Annotated in this window: 16 protein-coding genes; 9 read left to right on the forward strand and 7 right to left on the reverse strand. The window is 42.6% G+C overall.

Annotation, left to right across the window (positions count from 1 at the left end):
- Positions 1 to 27: 27 nt before the first annotated feature.
- Both HMPREF9257_RS02970 and HMPREF9257_RS02975 read right to left on the reverse strand, forming a co-directional pair.
- The gene (locus tag HMPREF9257_RS02970) at positions 28 to 1,251 is read right to left on the reverse strand and encodes a hypothetical protein (RefSeq protein ID WP_006417984.1); all 1,224 of its coding nucleotides are present in this window, start codon (positions 1,249 to 1,251) and stop codon (positions 28 to 30) included.
- Positions 1,252 to 1,485: 234 nt separating this feature from the next.
- Positions 1,486 to 2,496: a LacI family DNA-binding transcriptional regulator gene (locus HMPREF9257_RS02975; RefSeq protein WP_006418000.1), complete on the reverse strand. Its 1,011-nt coding sequence runs from the start codon at positions 2,494 to 2,496 to the stop codon at positions 1,486 to 1,488.
- A gap of 195 nt (positions 2,497 to 2,691) precedes the next feature.
- Here HMPREF9257_RS02975 and malQ point away from each other — a divergent pair, with 195 nt between their 5' ends.
- From malQ to HMPREF9257_RS03020, 9 genes are all read left to right on the forward strand, one after another.
- Positions 2,692 to 4,200 (forward strand): 4-alpha-glucanotransferase, encoded by a 1,509-nt coding sequence (gene malQ, locus HMPREF9257_RS02980; protein ID WP_006417991.1) that lies wholly within the window; start codon positions 2,692 to 2,694, stop codon positions 4,198 to 4,200.
- Between the two features lie 3 nt (positions 4,201 to 4,203).
- Positions 4,204 to 6,483, forward strand: coding sequence for a glycogen/starch/alpha-glucan family phosphorylase (gene glgP, locus HMPREF9257_RS02985; protein ID WP_006417986.1), 2,280 nt, complete (start codon positions 4,204 to 4,206; stop codon positions 6,481 to 6,483).
- A gap of 124 nt (positions 6,484 to 6,607) precedes the next feature.
- Positions 6,608 to 8,371 (forward strand): glycoside hydrolase family 13 protein, encoded by a 1,764-nt coding sequence (locus HMPREF9257_RS02990; protein WP_006417983.1) that lies wholly within the window; start codon positions 6,608 to 6,610, stop codon positions 8,369 to 8,371.
- A gap of 275 nt (positions 8,372 to 8,646) precedes the next feature.
- Positions 8,647 to 9,891 (forward strand): extracellular solute-binding protein, encoded by a 1,245-nt coding sequence (locus HMPREF9257_RS02995; RefSeq protein ID WP_006418001.1) that lies wholly within the window; start codon positions 8,647 to 8,649, stop codon positions 9,889 to 9,891.
- Positions 9,892 to 9,968: 77 nt separating this feature from the next.
- On the forward strand, positions 9,969 to 11,276 hold the full coding sequence (locus HMPREF9257_RS03000; RefSeq protein WP_006417989.1) for a carbohydrate ABC transporter permease: 1,308 nt from the start codon (positions 9,969 to 9,971) through the stop codon (positions 11,274 to 11,276).
- 1 nt (position 11,277) lies between these two features.
- The gene (locus HMPREF9257_RS03005; RefSeq protein WP_006417996.1) at positions 11,278 to 12,129 is read left to right on the forward strand and encodes a sugar ABC transporter permease; all 852 of its coding nucleotides are present in this window, start codon (positions 11,278 to 11,280) and stop codon (positions 12,127 to 12,129) included.
- 108 nt (positions 12,130 to 12,237) lie between these two features.
- Positions 12,238 to 12,990 (forward strand): hypothetical protein, encoded by a 753-nt coding sequence (locus HMPREF9257_RS03010; RefSeq protein ID WP_142977856.1) that lies wholly within the window; start codon positions 12,238 to 12,240, stop codon positions 12,988 to 12,990.
- Positions 12,977 to 14,080: an ABC transporter ATP-binding protein gene (locus tag HMPREF9257_RS03015; protein ID WP_006417990.1), complete on the forward strand. Its 1,104-nt coding sequence runs from the start codon at positions 12,977 to 12,979 to the stop codon at positions 14,078 to 14,080. Before HMPREF9257_RS03010 ends, HMPREF9257_RS03015 begins: the two co-directional genes overlap by 14 nt.
- A gap of 398 nt (positions 14,081 to 14,478) precedes the next feature.
- Positions 14,479 to 16,590, forward strand: a complete 2,112-nt coding sequence (locus tag HMPREF9257_RS03020; RefSeq protein WP_006417993.1) for an alpha-amylase family glycosyl hydrolase — start codon at positions 14,479 to 14,481, stop codon at positions 16,588 to 16,590.
- 252 nt (positions 16,591 to 16,842) lie between these two features.
- On the opposite strand, the gene tenA is transcribed toward HMPREF9257_RS03020, so the two are convergent.
- The 5 genes from tenA to thiD all read right to left on the reverse strand — a co-directional run bounded on the left by tenA (position 16,843) and on the right by thiD (position 20,998).
- Positions 16,843 to 17,514, reverse strand: coding sequence for a thiaminase II (tenA, locus tag HMPREF9257_RS03025; RefSeq protein WP_006417985.1), 672 nt, complete (start codon positions 17,512 to 17,514; stop codon positions 16,843 to 16,845).
- Between the two features lie 66 nt (positions 17,515 to 17,580).
- Positions 17,581 to 18,585, reverse strand: a complete 1,005-nt coding sequence (locus HMPREF9257_RS03030) for an ABC transporter substrate-binding protein (protein WP_006417992.1) — start codon at positions 18,583 to 18,585, stop codon at positions 17,581 to 17,583.
- Complete coding sequence (locus tag HMPREF9257_RS03035; protein ID WP_006417987.1) at positions 18,585 to 19,355, reverse strand: ABC transporter permease; 771 nt, start codon at positions 19,353 to 19,355, stop codon at positions 18,585 to 18,587. The genes HMPREF9257_RS03030 and HMPREF9257_RS03035 overlap by 1 nt, the downstream gene beginning before the upstream one ends.
- The gene (locus HMPREF9257_RS03040) at positions 19,345 to 20,097 is read right to left on the reverse strand and encodes an ABC transporter ATP-binding protein (RefSeq protein WP_006417997.1); all 753 of its coding nucleotides are present in this window, start codon (positions 20,095 to 20,097) and stop codon (positions 19,345 to 19,347) included. Before HMPREF9257_RS03040 ends, HMPREF9257_RS03035 begins: the two co-directional genes overlap by 11 nt.
- Positions 20,090 to 20,998, reverse strand: coding sequence for a bifunctional hydroxymethylpyrimidine kinase/phosphomethylpyrimidine kinase (gene thiD / locus HMPREF9257_RS03045; RefSeq protein ID WP_006417982.1), 909 nt, complete (start codon positions 20,996 to 20,998; stop codon positions 20,090 to 20,092). Before thiD ends, HMPREF9257_RS03040 begins: the two co-directional genes overlap by 8 nt.
- Positions 20,999 to 21,039 lie beyond the last annotated feature (41 nt).

A 21,039-nucleotide genomic window follows, 5' to 3' on the forward strand; every position in this document is an offset into this window, starting at 1 on the left:
CTAAGAAGAAAGGGGCTGTTTTGTATATTATTTATGCAAGACAAAGCGGTCAAATAAAGGTGCTGAGACTAGGTAACGGTCTTGGATAAAGTCGGACTGATCTGCTTTTTCAAGGAAGGCGAATATGACCCCAGGACTAAGAATATTGGTTGTGGTTTTCAGCGGATATCCAAGACTTCTGAGAAGGTCTTTGACAAATAAGACACAATTACTTCCGAATAAGTAATAAGTTTTATATGAACCTTGCTTTATATGGTGGAATTGGCTGCCGGGGTAACTTAACATTCGACCGGCAAAATCACTTTCTTGCTTAGGAGTTTGAGGTAACCAAAGTTCGCTTTGACAAAGCATATGATTTAAAAAATTGTGGGTCGCTTGTATTTGGTCCGGATTTAAACTGAAGGAATAGGCAAAAATACTCAGGTGGCGTTTGAGTAAGTAGTCCATATAAGCGTCCAGGTCTGCAGTCATCAGCATACCTTCGCCCAAAAGGTCCAATAACTTTCGAGAATCAGCATCATAGTTACCGTATGAATAGACGCGTCCTTGAAAAGCCAGATCAATATGGCCAATTCGATCATAAGAGGCCGGTCCATTTTGGAGTAAGATGACCAGGTCTTGGTCGGACTGGGCTAGTCTTTCTTTCAAAGTAGTCGCTGAGTAAATTAGGTGGTGACCTTGTAATAAGCTTAGGTCCACTTGATCTAAGTCTTGAGGGAGGTCCTTTTGCCAGATTAAAAGAGATAGATAAGGAAAAAGTGCGGTGAGATAAATAGGTAATTGAGGCAAGCTATAGTTGAGTTTCCTTGAAGGAAGGGCTTCTTGTAAGGCGAGTAAGGCGCAGTAAATAGCTAATAAATAGGGGCCACCATCAAAGTTAAGGCAAAGCCAGATTAATAGGAGGCGGCTACCGATTTCTATAATGAATGGATAGACGCGTCCTTCTTTTTGTCCTAGCCAAATTAGAATTTGAAGACTAAGGAAGAGACAGTAAATGGCTTGAATGATGATGATGGTTGTATTGAGCAAGAGAAAAGTTAAAGTGGGAATAATCATTAGGACTAAAATTAAAGTTAGGGTAAGTAAAAGAAAGAGGATGATTTTAGGCTTTAGTCTGCCGGCTTGGTAGGCTAAGCCAAGACTGAGCCCAAGTGTTAAGAGACCACAAAGGAGATAAAGCCAGGTTAGGTTAGGATTTAAGAGCAATATGGTCCAGATAAGTAGATATAGGACTGGATAATTTTGTTTCAAATTGGAACCTCCTTTCTTGATAGATTAATTATAGGGGTCCTGGCTTTAAGGAACAAGTTTGATGTTTTTTTAAGTTGTGCTTTGAGGTTGTCAATGCAAAGGAAAGTCCAAAATTGTGCATTGAAGCAGGTCAATGCACAGTCCCAAAAGAGCTAATAGGATTTCGGTTAGAATAAATTTAAAAGAATAAGGAGACTGGGCCAATTCCAGTCTCCTTATTGAGTATAAATAGTTCTAATCAGCATTACCCTGTACGAGTTCCGCTTTGACAATTTCATGATAATAACGGATTTCTTGGTCAGAATGTTGGTCGTTAAGGGCGTCAAAGAGGACTTGGAAGGCCCGTTTACCTAGTTCGATCGCATTAATATTGATATAGGCTTGGTGGATGCCTTGGGAGAAGTCAGACCGGTAGGGTTTAAAGGTCATCGCGGCAATCTGTCGGTCAGGACAGACATAGCGGACGCCCTCCTTAAAACCTCGGGCAACTAACTGGTCAACAATCACTGCGGCATCTATTTCGGGGATGGCAGCAACCTCTCGTGCCATTTCAAAGCCGTTTTTAACTAAGAATTGATCAGGACGAAAAATCCAGTCAGGGTTAGCTTCTAAATGACTTGCTTCATGAGCTTTTTGATAGCCCTGGTAGCGAGACTTAACAAAGATTTGCGGGTAGGCACTCCCAATAAAAGCAATATTCTTCTTGCCTTGGTCAATGAGGTATTGGGTGGCCAATAAGCCTAAGTCCACATTATTATTATCCACAAAATTAGTTTGCCAATCGGTTGCTTGGCCAATGATTACAAAGGGTGTTGCTGACTGACGCACAAAATTAATAATGGGATCATCTTCAATGGCATAAAGAAAAATCAAGCCATCAACCAAACGGCCATTGACCATCCGTTGAATGTGACGGAGCCGTTCCTGATCGCCATTACCAGTATTCAATAATAAGGAAAAACCATTTTCCGCTGCGACTTCGTTGATTCCCCTTAAGACGGTAGGGAAGAAAGGGTTTTGGTAAAAAGCATCGGAAGCTTGGGGAAGGACTAAGCCAATAACTTTAGATCGTTTAGATACTAAGGATCGGGCTGTCAAATTAGGATAATAATGGAGCTCAGCCATGGCTTTACGAACTTTTTCTTTAGTCTTATCAGAAATTGACTTGCTGTCAGATAGGACTCGGGATACGGTTGAAGGGGCTACCCCAGCACGTTCGGCTACATCTTTAATGGTAACATTCATTTAACATCCTCCTTTCTTGATATAATGCAAACGTATTTTCTATTTAGAATTATATAATATCAAGCTTAGAATAACAATGGTATCCTTTTCAAAAAAATAATTAAGATAAATTTGAGAAATCGTTTGCATTAAAGTTTAATTTTTGTATAATGAATTTGCATAAAGAAATTCAATAAATTTTATAAGGAGGTTTTTATGGAACGCTTATCAGGTGTTTTAATGCATATATCATCGTTACCCAACCAGTACGGTATCGGTTCTTTCGGCCAAGCTGCCTATGACTTTGTCGATTTTCTTAAAGAAACTAAGCAGTCTTATTGGCAAATTCTACCCTTGACGACCACATCTTATGGGGATTCACCCTACCAATCTTTTTCAGCTTTTGCGGGTAATACCTATTTTATTGATTTAGACCAACTATTAGCAGAGGGGCTATTAGTTCCGGAAGATTTAGCAGGAATTGATTTTGGACGTAAGCCAGATGATGTGGATTACGGCCTTATTTTCCAAAGCCGTCAAGCGATCCTACAAAAAGCGGTCGATCGTTTCTTGGGTCAAGCCCGTCCAGCGGATTATGAAACATTTATTCAAGAAAAAGCGGAGTGGTTAGAGCCTTTTGCTGAATACATGGCAATTAAAGAATCTTTTGGTCTAGCATCTTGGATGGAATGGGACCAAGATATCCAAACCCGTCAACCCCAAGCCTTGGACCGTTACCGGCAAGAATTAGCCGCCCAAATGGACTACCACCGGGTGACCCAATATTGGTTCTTTAAACAATGGCAAGCACTTAAGGGTTATGCCAACCAAAACCATATTCAAATTATTGGTGATATGCCGATTTATGTCGCAGCCGATTCTGTGGAAATGTGGGCCACGCCAGAATACTTTAAAACGGATGCCCAAGGTCGGCCAACGGTAGTCGCCGGGACACCACCGGATGATTTTTCAGCGGACGGTCAATACTGGGGCAATCCAATCTATGATTGGGATTATATGAAAGCCAATGGATATCAGTGGTGGGTGAAACGGATCCAAGCTAGTTTTGAACTCTATGACCGGGTCCGGATTGACCATTTCCGTGGTTTTGAGTCTTACTGGGAAGTGCCTTTCGGTTCTCCAAGCTCAGCCCATGGCTACTGGGTAAAGGGTCCAGGATATGACCTTTTCAGAGTCTTAAAGGAAAAATTAGGTGACTTAGATATTATCGCCGAGGACTTAGGTTTTATGACCCCAGAAGTTCATGCCATGCGTGAGGCCACCGGTTTCCCATCTATGAAAATTCTACAGTTTGGTTTTAATGGTCATAACGATTCAACTGACTTGCCTCATCATTATTTCTGGAACACCGCTGTTTATGTTGGAACCCATGATAATGAAACAGCTATGGGTTGGTGGAACGATACGGCGTCGCAAGCTCAAAAAGACCAACTGGTGACCTATCTCCATAAATTACCCAATGAAACTCCAGCTCAAGCCCTTAACCGCGGATTGGCCCAATCTGTGTCTCGTTTAGCGGTTTATACCATGCAAGACTTATTAAGTTTAGGCAATGAAGCCCGGATGAATGAGCCTTCTACCATTGGCAAAAATTGGAAATGGCGGATGACCCCTGACCAATTAAATCAAAGTGTGACAGATTTCTTAAAGAATACCACTGAAGTATACTTTAGAAGCAATCCTAAATTAACAGAAAAGGAGTAAGCCATGACCCTTGTAAGTAAATATTCCCAAGCTCTTTACCAGAAACCCATCGCTGATTGTAATGATTCCGAATTATATCAAGTCCTTTTAGCCTTAGTAAAAGACAAGGCCCAAGACTTACCTACTAATAATCAAAAGAAAAAATTGTATTATTTCTCAGCTGAATTCCTGATTGGAAAGCTTTTATCCAATAACCTTTTGAATTTAGGTCTATATGATCAAGTGAGTCAAGAACTCCAAGCCGCTGGCAAAAATATGATGGATATCGAAGATGCCGAACAAGAACCATCCTTAGGTAATGGTGGCTTAGGGCGTTTGGCGGCCTGCTTCTTAGATTCTATTGCTAGCTTAGGCTTAAATGGCGATGGTTTGGGGCTTAACTACCATTTTGGTCTATTTAAACAAGTCTTTGAGGCCAATGAACAAAAATCAATTCCCGATGAATGGATTACTGACTCATCTTGGCTAGTTAAATCCCACCATCACTATACTGTTTCTTACCGAGACTTTGATTTAGAGTCAAGCCTTTATGATATTGATGTACTCGGTTATGAACGCAATACTCGCAATCGTTTGCGCTTATTCGATATTGATTCAGTCAATCCGAAAATTATCCACGACGACTCCATTGATTTCGATAAGACTAATATCAAAGAAAACTTAACACTTTTCTTATATCCTGATGATTCCGACCACGCGGGTGAATTATTACGGGTTTACCAACAATATTTCATGGTGTCTAATGGAGCCCAATTGATTATTGATGAAGCCTTAGCAAAAGGGTCAAATCTTCATGACTTAGCTGACTATGCGGTCATCCAGATCAATGATACCCACCCAGCCTTAGTCATTCCGGAAATGATCCGGCTTTTAAATCAAGTACATGGACTACCTGTAGAAGAAGCGGTGGACATCGTGAAATCAATGACTGCCTATACCAACCATACTATTTTGGCTGAAGCTTTAGAAAAATGGCCATTGGCTGACTTAGAAGCTATTGTGCCAGAAATTGCGGATATCATTAAATATTTAGATGCTCGGATGAAAGAAAACTTTATTAACCCTGAACTTGCCATTATTGATGACCTAAACCGGGTACACATGGCCCGCTTATCAATCCATTATGGTTATTCCATTAACGGGGTAGCAGCCCTGCATACGGATATCCTCAAAGAATCTGAATTGAAAGACTTCTACCAAGCTTATCCAGAGAAATTCAATAATAAGACGAATGGGATTACCTTCAGACGCTGGTTGATGGATGCGAATCCAGATTTGGCGGCTTACTTAGACCAATTACTGGGTGACCAATGGCGGCATTCGCATGACCTAAGCGGTTTAGCAGCCTATCAAGCGGATGCGGACGTCCAAGCTAAACTCGACGCAATTAAAGTTGGCAACAAAGCTAAATTGAACCATTTCTTACAAGGTCGCATGGACGTATCTATCAAGGATGATTCAATTATTGATGTCCAAATTAAGCGGATCCATGAATACAAACGCCAGCAAATGTTAGCCCTCTATATTATTCATAAGTACTTTGACATCAAGGCTGGCAATAAACCAGCACGGCCAATTACTATTCTCTTCGGCGGTAAGGCGGCCAACGCTTATACCATTGCCCGGGATATTATTCATTTAATTTTATGTCTGTCTGAATTGATTGCTAAAGATCCTGAGGTAGCCCCATACCTACAAGTAGTCATGGTCGAAAACTATAATGTGACGGCCGCTCATTACTTAATTCCTGCGGCGGATATTTCTGAACAAATTTCCTTAGCCTCTAAAGAAGCCTCTGGTACCGGTAATATGAAGTTTATGGTTAATGGTGCCTTAACGGTTGCGACCATGGATGGCGCTAATGTGGAAATCCATGACTTAGTCGGGGATGACAATATCTTTATCTTCGGTAAGGATAGTCAGACGATTGTGGACCTTTATGCTAACAATGCCTACCGGGCCTCTGATTATTATGAAAAAGAATCAATCAAACCTTTGGTCGACTTTATCGTTAGTCCTGACCTCTTGGCTTTGGGAAATGAAGAACGTTTAAATCGGCTTCACCAAGATATCATTAATAAAGACTACTTCATGGCTTTAATTGACCTGGAAGAATTTATTGAAACTAAAGAAAAAGTTTATCAAGCCTATGAAGACCGGTCTACTTGGATGGCCAAGGTCATTAAGAATATTGCCCAAGCGGGCTACTTCTCTTCTGACCGGACCATACGTGACTACAATCAAGATATTTGGCATTTAGAAGAAAACAAGTCTGCAAATTAACAAGTATTGCTTTCTATTTTGTCAAATCAAACTGAATCATTACTATATGAGGTGGCACTTTAAGGATTTTTGCCCAGCAAAGAGTCTTGGGTGCTGCCTTGATTTTTCCCAGGAAGGAAGGACTATGCAAGCTGCCTTACTTTACCATCAACCAGAATCAGAATACGCCTATCTCTATGCTGAGGACTGCCTCCACCTGCGTTTGCGGGTGGGAAAGGGACAGGTTGCCCAAGTTAAGGTCTATTACCAAGAAGTCTTTAAAACCTTAGAGGGGACCGATTATTACAGCCAAACCATGACCTTGTGGGAACAAGACCGGGACTTTGACTATTATCAAGTCGCTATCGCTAATCCGCCTAAACGCTTTGAATATTATTTTGTGATTGAAGACCTAGCCGGGCAGACCTACCTCTATAATGAGGTAGACTTGTATCCTTTAGCTGGACCGCCAAGCCAGGCAGACCTACGTGCTAATAAAGATGGCTTCAAACTACCGTATTTACATTGGTCAGACCACTATCAAGCACCGGATTGGGCCAAGGACACGGTCTGGTATCAAATCTTTCCGGACCGCTTTAAACGGTCAGGGAAGATTCCAAATCGCCATCACCTTCAAGACTGGGAACGGGATAGTCGCCCGGACCATGATGCCTTCTATGGTGGGGACCTTAAAGGGATTATCCAGCAGTTAGACTACCTACAAGACTTGGGTATCACTGGACTTTATTTGTGTCCGATTTTTGATTCGTCATCAAATCATAAGTACAATACCCATGATTATTTTAAGATTGATCCTGATTTTGGGACTAAAGAGGACCTGAAAGAATTAGTGACCCAAGCCCATCAACGGGGGATAAAGGTCATATTGGATGCTGTCTTTAACCATATTGGCAGTCAAGCACCCATCTGGCAGGATGTCATCGCCAAGGGCAAGAAGTCAGACTATTATGACTGGTTCCATATTAATCAATTACCGGTGGACAAACTACGCCGCCTCGATGACGAAACCATGAATTATGAGACTTTTGCTTTTGTGCCGGCCATGCCTAAGTGGAAGACCACCCAGCCTCAAGCCCGGGACTATCTCTTAAAGGTCACCCAATATTGGATCCAAGAATGTGATATTGATGGCTGGCGCTTGGATGTGGCCAATGAAATCGACCATGGTTTCTGGCGGGCTTTCCACCAAGCCTGTCTAGCCCTTAAACCTGACTTCTATATTGTAGGAGAAGTTTGGCACCGGTCTCAGCCGTGGTTACAGGGAGACCAATTTCATGCGGTGATGAATTATCCCCTGCAAGAAATTATTGAAGGACTTTTTATGGGGTTGGAATCTAACCGGTCCCAATGGTTAGACCAGCTTGGCCGCCTACGGATGACCTACCGGCAGTCTTGCAGCGAAGCTCAGTTTAACCTCTTAGATTCCCACGATACCATGCGACTCTTTAATAAATGCGGGCAAAACTTAGCCCTTATGCAAGCTAGTCTCGCCTTTCTTTTCTTACAGGTGGGGAGTCCTTGTATTTATTATGGTACGGAAATTGCTATGGCAGGTGGGGATGACCCGGATTGCCGCCGGCCCATGCCTTGGGACTTTACGGACTCAGACCGCCAGATGCAAGCTTTTATCCAAGCCTTAATTAGCCTCCGTCATTCCTATAATTCTTTAATTAACCAAGGCCACCACCATGAAAGTCTAACTTCTAAAGGAAGTTTAAAGCTTGAAATAGATCAAGGGCCAGAACGGTTACTGGCTTACTTTAATTTAAGGGACGAGGCCTTAAGTTTGGAAGAACAAAGTCAATCCGAGCCAGTTTTTTGTCAGGGATACCAAGCGGGGACTTTAACTAGTTATGGTTTCGTGGTTTTTGCTGAGCTTAATCAATAAAGTATGAAATCAATTGCACAAAATGTGTTGGATTTTAGTGGTTTAACTTCTTTTAGAGTAAAAGCCTAAAGTTACTAAATTTAGTTGCGACTTTAAGTATTGTTTGAGCTAGATCTAACAAAGCCTTTAGGCTAAGGGATAATATACAAGAATACTTAATCAGTGAAGCACTAAGAAAATTTTTGTAAAAAGCAAAAAACACTTGCAATTTGTAAGCGTTTCATAGATAATACTATTAAAGAAAACGATTGCATAAAAGAATTGGAGGAAAGAAAATGAAAATGAACAAATGGGTAAGTGCAGCATCTGCATTATTACTAGGCGCTACTCCTTTAGTAGCATCATTCGTTGGTGGTGTTGAGTCAGCTTCAGCACAAGAAACTTTAATCGTCTCTGCCGCAGGTCAATTCGACTATGTTTCAGAAAATATTAAAGCCTTTGAAGAAGCAAACAATGTTAAGGTTGAAGTTTGGGATAAAGATATGTTCGAAGTTTTAGATGGTCTATCACTCGATGGTCCTGCTGGAACTGGCCCAGACGTAATGATCGCTCCATATGACCGGGTGGGTTCACTCGGAGCAACTGGTATGTTATTACCAGTTACTTTAAATGATGAAGCTGAATATGATGATACTGATAAACAACAAGTAACCTTTGATGGTGAAATCTATGCTGCTCCAGCAACTATCGAAACATTAGTTATGTTCTATAACACTGACTTATTAGAAAAAGCACCAGAAACCTTTGAAGAATTAGAAGGTTTACTTAAAGATGATAAATATGCCTTTGAAGGTGAAGACGGCAAGAATGTTGGTTTCCTAGCTAACTGGGTTGACTTCTATCATACTTATGGTCTTTTAGCTGGTTACGGCGGATATGTCTTTGGTGAAGATGGTACTAACCCAGAAGAGTTAGGCTTAAATAATGATGGTGCCGTTGAAGCCATTGAATATGCCACTAAATTCTATCAAGAATCTTGGCCTCAAGGTATGCAAGATAAAACTTCTGCTCCAGATTTCTTAAACCAAAGCTTCATGGATGGTAAAACAGCTGCAGTTATCACTGGTCCTTGGATGGCCAATGACTTTAACAATTCAGGCGTTAAATATGCAGCTGCTAAAATCCCAACCTTACCAAATGGTGAAGATTATAAACCATTCGGTGGTGGTAAAGGATGGACAATTTCAGCCTTCACTGAAAAACAAGAACTTGCTCAAAAATTCATTGACTGGGTAACTTCAACTGAACAACAAGACATTATGTATGAACGTCTTGAAGAAGTACCAGCCAACCAAGTATCTCGTAAGAAAGCTGCTGAATCTGGTTCTGAATTAACTGCAGCCGTAATCGATGTTTACAAAAATGCTGTGCCAATGCCAAATATTCCACAAATGGCTGAAGTTTGGACCGGAGCTGAAAACATGATGTTTGATGCTGTATCTGGTTCTAAATCAGCTAAGGAAACTGCCGATGCGGCCGTTGAATTGATTAAAGAAGCAATTGCACAAAAAGGTTATTAATAATTAATTACATCGTGTAATTGAGTCTGGTTGGCCCCTGCCGGCCAGACTTTATTACTTTATAAGGAGGTACCCTCATGACTGATCAAACAGTCACTCACAAAAATGTAACCTTAGCTGGTTGCTTATCTTTGATCCCAGGCTTGGGTCAATTCTATAACCGTCAAGCCATTAAAGGGGTTTTATTCCTGATTATTACTGGTATTTTTGCCTATGAAATGCATGTTTTTGGGAACCAAGCCCTAGTTAATTTGGTAACGCTAGGTACAACACCTAGACAAGACCATTCTTTATTTATGTTGATTCAGGGATCATTACAATTGCTGATTACACTGATTTTCTTAATTTTCTATATATATAATATTTATGATGCCAGACGCGTTGCTGACTTCTGGAATCAAGGTATTCCAGTAAATCAATCATTTAAAGAACTTTTAAATAATGTCTACCAAAATGGCTTTCCTTACTTATTAATCATTCCGGCCTATGTGGCTATGATTTTTGCAATTGTTTTTCCCGTTTTGGTAACGGTATTTACCGCTTTTGTTAATTATTCTTTCTTAAATATGCCTCCTGCCAAGCTCTTGGATTGGGTCGGCTTTGAAAACTTTAATAAAATTTTCTTCCTAAGTACTTTTAGAAAGGCCTTTGGTTCGGTCTTATCTTGGACTTTTATTTGGACGCTAGCAGCCACGACCTTACAAATTGTTGTGGGGGTTTTCACCGCAATTGTGGCCAACCAACCCTTTATTAAAGGTAAACGTTTCTTTGGAGTAATTTTCTTACTTCCTTGGGCAGTTCCAGCCTTTATTACGATTTTGTCCTTTTCAAATATGTTCAATGATTCTGTGGGAGCCATTAATACTCAGGTTATTCCTTTCTTCAATCGATTAATTCCTTTTATGGATGTTGGCTTAGTCCCATGGAAGACCAATCCTAACTGGACTAAAATTGCTATTATTATGATTCAAGGATGGTTAGGGTTCCCTTATATTTATGTCATGGTCACTTCCATTCTGCAATCCATTCCAAATGACTTGTATGAAGCGGCAAAAATCGATGGGGCCAATGCCAACCGTCGTTTCCGGGATATTACCTTACCAACCATTCTCTCTGTAGCTGCGCCGGTTTTTGTCACCCAATATACAGGTAACTTTAATAACTTCTCCATGATTTATCTGTTTAATGATGGGGGACCTGGTTCAGTTGGGGGCGGTGCCGGTTCAACCGATATTTTGATTTCTTGGATCTTCAAGTTAACGACCGGGAATTCACCACAATATTCAGTGGCAGCTGCCTTAACTATTATTATTTCCTTGATCGTCATTGGGGTTTCTTTACTTGTCTTCAAGCGGTCAAATTCTTTTGAAATGGAGGATATCTAAGATGAAAAATCTAGCCCATTCTGCCAAATTCAAAAAACGCTTAGGCCAATTTTTGACCTACCTCTACATGATTATCTTGTGTATTGTGATTATTTATCCTCTGTTAGTGACCGCTTCTTCAGCTTTTATTGCAGGGAATATGACCGCCTTTAAATTATCTTTTGATGTTCAGTGGACCCTGGATAATTTCCGTCGTCTCTTCGATGAGACTTTATACGGAACTTGGTACAAGAACACCTTAATTGTAGCTGGGTCAACCATGTTGATTCAGGTGACGATTATTACTTTAGCGGGTTATGCTTATTCTCGCTATGGTTTTATCGGCCGAAAAAATTCTTTGAAGACTTTTTTAATTATCCAAATGGTGCCAACTACGGCTGCTTTGACTGCCTTCTTCGTTATGGCCTTCCTCTTAAAAGCTATCAACCAATTCTGGTTCCTAACCTTCCTTTATATTGGGGGCGGGATTCCGATGAATACCTGGCTCATGAAGGGTTACTTCGATACAGTCCCTTATGACTTAGATGAATCAGCTAAAATCGATGGCGCCGGTCATATCCGGACCTTCTGGCAAATTGTCTTACCATTGGTTAAACCGATGGTGGCTGTCCAAGCCCTCTGGGCTTTCATGGGACCCTTTGGGGACTACATGCTTTCCCGGTTCTTATTAAGAAGTCAGGAAGCCTACACCGTGGCGGTTGGGTTACAAACCTTTATTTCCGATATTCGGAACCAACGGGTAGCCTTGTTTGCGGCAGGTGCGATTTTAATCGCCGTGCCAATTTCCATTCTCTTCTTCCTATTACAGAAGAACTTCGTATCAGGTTTAACCTCTGGTGGTACCAAAGGCTAGCCTTAGAAAGAAGGATGACCTATTTTTCCATTAAACTATTTCAAAACAATCCTGTCACCGCGCCGGATTTTTAGCCAAAGAAAAGCCTTAAAAACCTGGCAATTGGTCTTGGTCTTTATCTTTACGACGGCTTTAAGTTTGATGCCTTTGAGTCTACGGATTAATGGTTTGCAATCGGTGGATATTACAGAGTATATGCCATCCTTAGAGCGAACTATGACCGCGGATTTCCTAGCTGCTTACCAAGATTTTAACTGGGACCAAGTGGCCAACCAAGGGCAAAGTAGTCAAGAAGATGACAAAGTACGCCAAGCCTTTGTTAAGGATGAGACTCAAGCCGAGACCTTATTGAAGGAAGGATCTGGTTTGGCGGCTAGCCAAGATCAAGTTTTTATTAAAGAAGGAGACCAGCCGATTTTTGTCCAAGACTTAGGTCAGGATAATCCCTTGCTTAAATCACAAGATCCACAAATGGTCTTAAAGGATTTGTCCCAACTTTGGTTTAAGGACAACCGCTTATCCTTGATAGTGATTCAATTATTGAATGTGGCGATTATTCTTTTTACCAATAATTTAATCTTTATCGGGGTCGTCTCTGCTTTAGTTTATTTAATGCATTTGAGTCGACGGTTTACGATTGGCTCTTACAAGGAAGCCTTGACCATTGTCTTGAATGCTTTTGGTGGAGCCAGCCTACTCGCTATGATAGCGGCTTTTGCGGGCTTGGATCCTTTAGCCATGATTTCCTTACAAGGTTTTGCTTTTATCGCAAGTTTAATGGCATCCTATTGGAAAACCCATTTTAATGATGATTACTTAGAAGATATTCAAAAGAGAGGTGCTCACCGTGGTAGAAATTAATTTAAAAAATATCCAAAAAAAATATAAGGGGAATGATACCTATTCTGTAACAGATTTTAATATCGATATTCAGGACCGAGAATTTATTGTTTTCGTAGGTCCTTCTGGTTGTGGTAAATCCACCACCTTACGGATGATTGCTGGTTTGGAAGATATTACTGAAGGTCAATTGATTATTGATGGCCAAGTCATGAATGACGTGGAACCTAAAGACCGGAATATCGCTATGGTTTTCCAAAACTATGCCTTATATCCCCATATGACCGTGTTTGATAATATGGCCTATGGTTTGAAATTACGTAAATATACTAAAGACCAAATTAAAGCCCGGGTTGACCATGCGGCTGAAATCCTAGGTTTAACGCCTTATCTAGAACGTAAACCTGCCGCTTTATCTGGGGGCCAACGGCAACGGGTAGCCTTGGGTCGAGCTATTGTCCGCGAAGCTAAAGTCTTCTTAATGGACGAACCTTTATCCAACTTGGATGCTAAATTACGGGTTCAAATGCGGACTGAGATTGCCAAGCTCCACCATGAACTGGAAACAACTTCCATATACGTAACTCATGACCAAACCGAAGCCATGACCTTGGCCTCACGGATTGTAGTTATGAATGACGGAAATATTATGCAAATTGGGACACCAACCGAAGTGTATAATCATCCAGATAATGTCTTTGTGGCCAGCTTTATGGGGTCACCCGCTATGAACTTCTTCAATGTAACTTATGAAAAAGGCCGGGTGACAACGGCGGATGGTTTGTCTTGGGCTGTTTTTGATGCCATGGCTCGTAAATTAAATGACCAAGGCTACGAAGGTAAACAATTAATTATGGGGATTCGTCCAGAAGATATTCATGATGAACCAGTTATGAAGGACACTATGCCTGAAGCAATTATTCAAGCCCATATCCAAGTGGTTGAAATGACCGGCGCAGAAATGATGTTATATTGTAAACATGATCAAAATGAATTTATCGCCCGCGTGGATACTCGGACCGAATATAATATTGGTGATGATGTGGACCTCGTCTTTGATATGAATAAGACTCACTTCTTCGATCCAGAAACTGAGAATGTGATTCGTTAATTTATATATTGAATAAGCAAGTATTAGTTATTTAAAAGGGAGTAGGTTAGACCAAGTGAAAATCAGTGATTTTCCAGGTTAAGCCTGCTGCCTTTTGTTTTTTCAACGGACTATGAATTATGAGCCTTGATGCTACCGCAAGGTAGGCTAGTTTTTGGACACTCGTCCCAAAATAGTGTTTTGAGTGACGATTTAAGGGCCAAGTGGTCCCAAAAGTGTGTTTTGAGTGACGAGTTGAGAGTGAAGTGGTCCCAAAAGTGCGCTTTGAGTGACGAGTTAAAGGTAAGGTCGTCATTAAGAGGCAAAATCTTAGGAGCACCCACCAATTAGAAGTCAAAAACCACTGCTATCGATGATGGAATGATTTTTAGAGATGAAAGAAGAAAGAGGAGGATTTGATGACACTGAAGTGGCAAGTAATTGATGAGGCTTATCATTATACGGGACCTTTGGGGGCACAGGTTGACCAGGAGGGCCAGTGGACCTTTACCTTGTGGGCACCAACGGCCGAGCAAGTTAAGCTCTACCTGTATGATCAAGGGACTGATAGTGCGGCGGTTTATAGCTGTAACCTGAAAAAAAGCGATCAAGGCCAGTGGCAAGTTCAGGTGGGACCGCAAGAGGCTGGTCAAAATGAGCTAACAGGCTTTTATTACAATTACGGTGTGGTGCGCCACGGGCAGGAGTCCCTAGTACTTGACCCTTATGCCAAGTCTTTAGCGGCATGGACCTACCAAGAGGGAGAAGCTGACGCGCCACGGGCAGCTCTGGTTGATCCGGAGAATTTGGGACCAGACTTAGAAAATTTTGGAAAAATCGAGGGCTATTCCAGTCCGCAAGATGCAGTGATTTACGAAGTATCCGTCCGTGATTTTACCATGGATCAGAGTCTGAACTTAGACCACCGGCCGGGAACCTTTATGGCCTTTATTGACCGACTAGATTACCTCAAAGATCTTGGGGTGACCCATATTCAATTGATGCCAGTCATGGCCCAATATAAAATTGATGAAACCCAGCCTGCATATTCAACCATGGCGGATCTGCCGGCTAATTATAATTGGGGCTATGACCCCTTAGGGTACTTTGCCCCGACGGGTTTTTATTCAGAAAATCCCTATGATCCTCAACTACGGATTAAAGAGTTGAAGACCTTGATTGCGGCCATTCATGACCGGGGCATGGGTGTGACTCTGGATGTGGTCTATAACCATACCGCGGCCTTGCATATATTTGAAGAGATTGAGCCTCATTATTATCATTTTGTGGATGAGGAAGACCATTCCTTGACTAGTTTTGGTGGGGGCCGCTTAGCATCGACCCATTGGATGGCTCACCGGCTTATGTTGGACTCGATTGAATATTGGTTGCGTGAGTTTAAGGTGGACGGCTTCCGCTTTGATATGATGGGCGACCATGATGCGGCCACTCTCCAGGCTATTGCGGACTTAGCCAAAAGCATTAATCCTCAGTCCTTGATTATTGGAGAAGGCTGGCGAACTTATGTGGGCGATCAGAACCTGGAAAAACCACTTCCAGCCAGTCAGGATTGGATGGACCAGACAGGGGATGTGGCCGTTTTCTCTGATGAGCTTCGCAATGCCTTGAAGTCAGGTTATCCGGATGAAGGTCAACCCGCCTTCTTAAGTGGGGGACCTTTTGACCGAAAAAAATTATTCGACAATTTAAAAGGCCAACCGGGGAATTTCCGGGCCCAAGGTCCTTACAATGTGGTCCAATATATGGAAGCCCATGATAATGCCACTGTTTATGATATTCTGGCTCTGACCTTGAAGCTTGACCCGGTAGTTGACCAAGATGAGCTCTTACGCCGGATGCGGTTAGGTAATTTATTGGTCTTGACGGCCCAAGGGGTGGCCTTCCTCCATGCAGGTCAGGAATACGGCCGGTCCAAGCAGATTCGGGATGACGGCTTTGAAGGGTTGCAGGACCCAGCCGTGACCCAAGCGTCGGGAGCTGAGACTGTATTTGAAAAAACATACCAACTACAAAAAACGGACGGTCAACCCCAAACTTATCCTTATATTGTGCATGATTCCTACCGGGCGCCAGATTCGGTCAACCACTTCGATTGGGTCCGTTTAGGAGAAGCCCTGCCAGGTTTAAATCATGATTATGTTCAAGGCTTGATTGACCTACGTCGGTCTAGTCCAGCCTTCCGCTTGGGTCAGGCGAGTCTAATCGATCAAGCTATGATCCTAATTGACTGGGGACAAAGCCAAGACTTGGTCTTGGCTTACCGCCTGCAAGTGCCAGCTGGTCAGACCCAACCGGCTGAAGACTACCTGGTCTTAATTAATGCTGATGACCAAGCCCGGACATTTGATTTAAATCTGACACCTGACTTTGATTTGGTAAATGCTGACCTTTTAGCTGATGGAAGTCGGGCCGGGAAGGTGCCGCTGACTACGAGTGAGGATTATCAAGTTGCTGATGATACCTTAATTATTGCACCACTAACGGGGCTAGTTTTTAAAAATAAAAAATAAACAAAAAGTAACCGCATCTTCTTAGCTAGAGGGCTAAGACATGCGGTTTGTTTTATTGGATGTGGAGCTAATAAAAGGAAAATTGCGAAGCGATTTATCTTCGCAACTTTTTTACTTAAATAATTACCAAGTATGTTTTGTTGGCAACTTTTTGTGTGGAAGACTTGCCAAGAAAAAATTTTTCGCAAGTCTCAGCGAGGAAAAGTTGCCAAAACCGAATTCTTCGCAACTTTTTCATGTATATTTAAATAATTATTCCTCCACTGCCCAATCACGTTGGTAGTAGGCGTCGTCCCAGAACATGTATTCATAGTAGACTGATTGCTTGAAGGCGTGAATCAAAGCCGCAAATTCTTCCGGTGATTTATCCGCCGCTAATTGGTCCATCAAGTCCTTCATTTGACGGACGTTTTCAGAGAACCAGTCACTACTGTAAGTATCAATCCAACGGTTATAGAAAGGATTGTCCGGCCGGTGTTCGGCCAAATAATGCCCGATTTCTTCATAAAGCCAATAGCAAGGTAATAAAGTAGCTAAGATAAAGGCCATATCCTGGTCATGGCCAGCCAACCGCATATGGTTGCTGTAGGCGTAGGCGTTAGGTGAAGGGGTGAAAGCATCCAAGTCTGTCTGGCTAATCTCCAAATCTTTGATAAAAGATCCATGGAGTTCTAGCTCAGACTGGAAGGTATCCACTAGACCTTGGCCAAAACGAATGGCTAAATCAGAAGTGGTGGCCTTGTAGGCAGCGAGGGCATGAGCCGCTCCGAAGGATTGAAGATAATAGGCATCTTGAATAACATAGCCCTTAAAAATTTTCAGGTCTAAGCTTCCATCAGCGAGAGCTTGAACAAAGGGATGGTTGAAGTTGGCATCCCAAAGCTTCTGGCTGGCAGCCAGAGCTTCTTGGCAAAAGTTTGGCATGGTTTCCTCCTTAGTTTTTGGCAAAGTTCTTTACTTTAATTTTTGGCAAAGCTAAGCAATACCAAATTAATTTTCCCCATTTAGTACCGGGTGAACTACATCGGCACCCTTGACTTCCTTGGCAATAGAGCCGGTTTCAAAGAGCCATTTAACATAGGCGTCATATTGGTCCACATCCATGGCGCCAAAGCTACCATCCTTAACCATAAAGTCTTGTAACATTTCCCAAGACTTGGCTTCGATATCTTTGTCCAAGGTATAGGCGTTTTCTTCTTTAGCGAATAAGACTTCCAAGGCTCCTTCAGGATCTTCCTTGGCAGCGTCAAACCCTTTTTGTAAGGCAGTCATAAAAGCTTTTAATAAGTCTGGATCAGATTCAATTAGTTCGTCAGAAGCGACAAAAATTAATTCTTGGGATTCTGGAATACCAAAGTCAGCAAAGTCAAAGTAGCCCATGTTATAGCCTTGGTCTTGCAGCATTAAGTATTCATGGTTAACATAGGCTCCAATAACAGCATCAACCTTATCGGTGGCTAAAGCTGGAATGAGGTCCCAACCTACATCGATCATATCGACTTTACTTGGATCTTCGCCTTCATTCGTCACCATAGACTGAACCACCGCTTCAGAAATTGGGTCAGAGGCAAAACCTACTTTTTTGTCAACTAAGTCTTTGGCACCTTTAATACCAGACTCGGTTTTATACATGATAACATCCATTCTTTGTTGGACCAGTGAACCAATGGCTTTGACTGGTACGCCTTCAGCTACAGCCTTAGACAAGACACCAGGATAAGAAATCCCAATATCGGTTTGTTTGGCTCCAACTAAACGGATGGGGTCATTGGTTTCAGCAGGCATTTCAATTTTTAAATCAATCCCTGCTTCTTTGAAGTAACCTTTTTCAATTGCTTCGTAGATAGGAATATGATTGGCATTAGGATACCAATCTAACATTAAATGAACTTCTTTTAAGTCCTCTTGGGCAGCAACTGAAGTCAATCCAGTCAGGGGCATAAGGCTAAGTAAAATAGCGGCAAAAATCAGGCTGAGTTTTTTGAAATGGGTCATTACTTTCTTCCTTTCTGATGTAAATAGGCTAATTGTTTCCGTTCCAACAAAGTGACAAAACCAAATAAAATAAGACCAATGAGCGACAAAACCAGAATTCCAGCGAAGACCCCATCCGCCTTAAGCGAAGAGGACATGCGGCGGATATAGTAACCTAAACCACCGTTGCCGCCTAACCACTCGCCGATGGTGGCGCCCATGAGGGCATAGATGACGGCTAATTTAATACCAGATAAGATAGAAGGCAGAGCCATTTGCCATTCTAAACGGTAGAAGGTCTGCCAAGGGGAGGCCTGCATATTACGAAAAAGAGCTAGATAATCTGCATCGGTTAAGCTTAAGCCATCATAGACTGAAACGACTAAAGGGAAGAAGCAGAAGAGGAAAATGACGGCCACCTTAGTCAGCATGCCATACCCAAACCACATGACAAAAATCGGTGATAAGGCAATGGTGGGAATGGTCTGCGAAATCAGAACAAAGGGATATAAGGCACGGCGGGCCCAATCAGAATAATAAATCAGAACCCCTAAGCCAATCCCAGCCACCAAGGAAATCCCCAAACCAACGGCCACCTCTTGTAAGGTAATTAAACTTTGTTCCCAGATAAAACCAGCTTGGTCCACCAGTAAGGAGATGACCTGGCTAGGCTGGGGAATGATAAAGGCTGGAATTAGGCCAGCCCCTACCGTGTATTCAGCCAGAGCTGAGATAAGGATTAAGACTAAGATAAAAGGATAGTATTGCTTGATAAAGTCTTTAAAGGTCATGATGGATGGCCTCCTCGAGTACTTTTTTGTATTGAACAAATTGGGGCAGGTAACGCATATCTTGCCGGCGTGGCCGGTCCAAGTCAATGGTTACTCGGTCTAATTGTTGACCCTTAGGGGTGGTCCCGGCCGGGTGGAGGATCATGACGTGATCACTAAGATAGACGGCTTCTTCAATATTATGGGTAATCAAGATAACCGTGGTCTTGAGGTCCTGCCAGATATCTAAAAGCCAGGCTTGCATTTCCATCTGGGTGAAGTAGTCCAGGGTCCCAAAGGGTTCATCTAACAAGAGGATGGGCTTGTCCATCATTAAGGTTCGGACAAAAGCCACCCGTTGCCGCATGCCACCCGACAGATCTTGGGGCAGGGCTTGGGTTACCTTAGCTAAGCCGGCTTTGTCTAACCAGGCTAAAGCTTGGTCGCGGTGGACCTTAACTTTAGGATTTAGTTTTTGAGGTAATAGGACATTATCCAAGACCGAAGCCCAGGGTAATAATAAGTCTTTCTGTGGCATATAAGCCACTTCTTGGGCACCTAAAGGGCGACCTTGAAAGGTTACTTGCCCGGCTTGGGGTGTCAAATCTTGGGTCAAAATTTTGAAGAGGGTGGACTTACCTGAACCAGATTTACCAATCAAAGAGATGAAGTGGCCTTCAGGCAGCTGAGCATGGATATCATCTAAAACCGGGGCTTGGCCCGGCCCCTTAAAGGAAAAAGTCAGATCTTGAATATCAATCATGTAGGTCTTCCTCAGGGTTCGTTGCGGACTCGACCAAGTTAGGGTCAAGGTCGCCTAATTGTTTTTGCAGTTCTTCCCAGGAAGAGGCCCAGGTCACAGGGGCTAGTTCTTGGACCCAGTGGTTGACGGGACCATGCCCGTGTCCGACTGCAATTGGATCAGCAATGGCTGCTTGAATAAAGGCTTTACCAATGAGGATGGCTTCCTTCAAAGGGGTTCCCTTGGCTAATTCAGCGGCAATACAGGCTGAAAAAGTATCGCCGGTTCCGTGGGTATTGATGGTATCAATCCGTGGGCTGGCCATCCAGAAACTGCTTCCATCTTCCAAGAGGACATAATCACAAGCAGCCGCGCCGTGGCCGTGCCCCCCTTTAATGATGACGTTTTTTGGACCTAATTCTTTAAGATCTAGAGCCGCTTTGATCATATCTTGAGCACTTTCTACCGAATAGCCTAGGAAAACCTCGGCTTCAGGCATATTTGGGGTGAGGACGGTCGCAAGTGGTAGTAAGTAGTCTTTGACGGTTTGAACGGCTTCGGCTTCCAATAGGGCATGGCCACCCTTGGCAATCATAACTGGGTCGACCACCAGGGGACCGAAGTCGTATTGTTTTAAGTTCTTGGCCACCGTTTCAACCAGACTCGGACTAGCTAACATCCCAGTTTTGGCGGCTCGGACTTGGTAGTCGGCTGCCATGGAAGCAAACTGGCTGGTTACAAAGTCATTTGGAATCGGGTAAGCTTCTTGGACGCCCAGGGTATTTTGAGCCGTTAGGGCAACGATAATTGACATCCCAAAGGCATGGCGGTTTTGAAAGGTTTTGAGGTCGGCTTGGAGGCCGGCGCAACCACCGGAATCAGAACCAGCGATGGTAACAACTTGTGGTGTTTCATTGGTCATGGGAGACATCCTTTCTTAACTTAAGTGAGGGCAAAAATGAA

It is taken from the genome of Eremococcus coleocola ACS-139-V-Col8 (assembly GCF_000183205.1).
GTDB lineage: Bacteria > Bacillota > Bacilli > Lactobacillales > Aerococcaceae > Eremococcus > Eremococcus coleocola.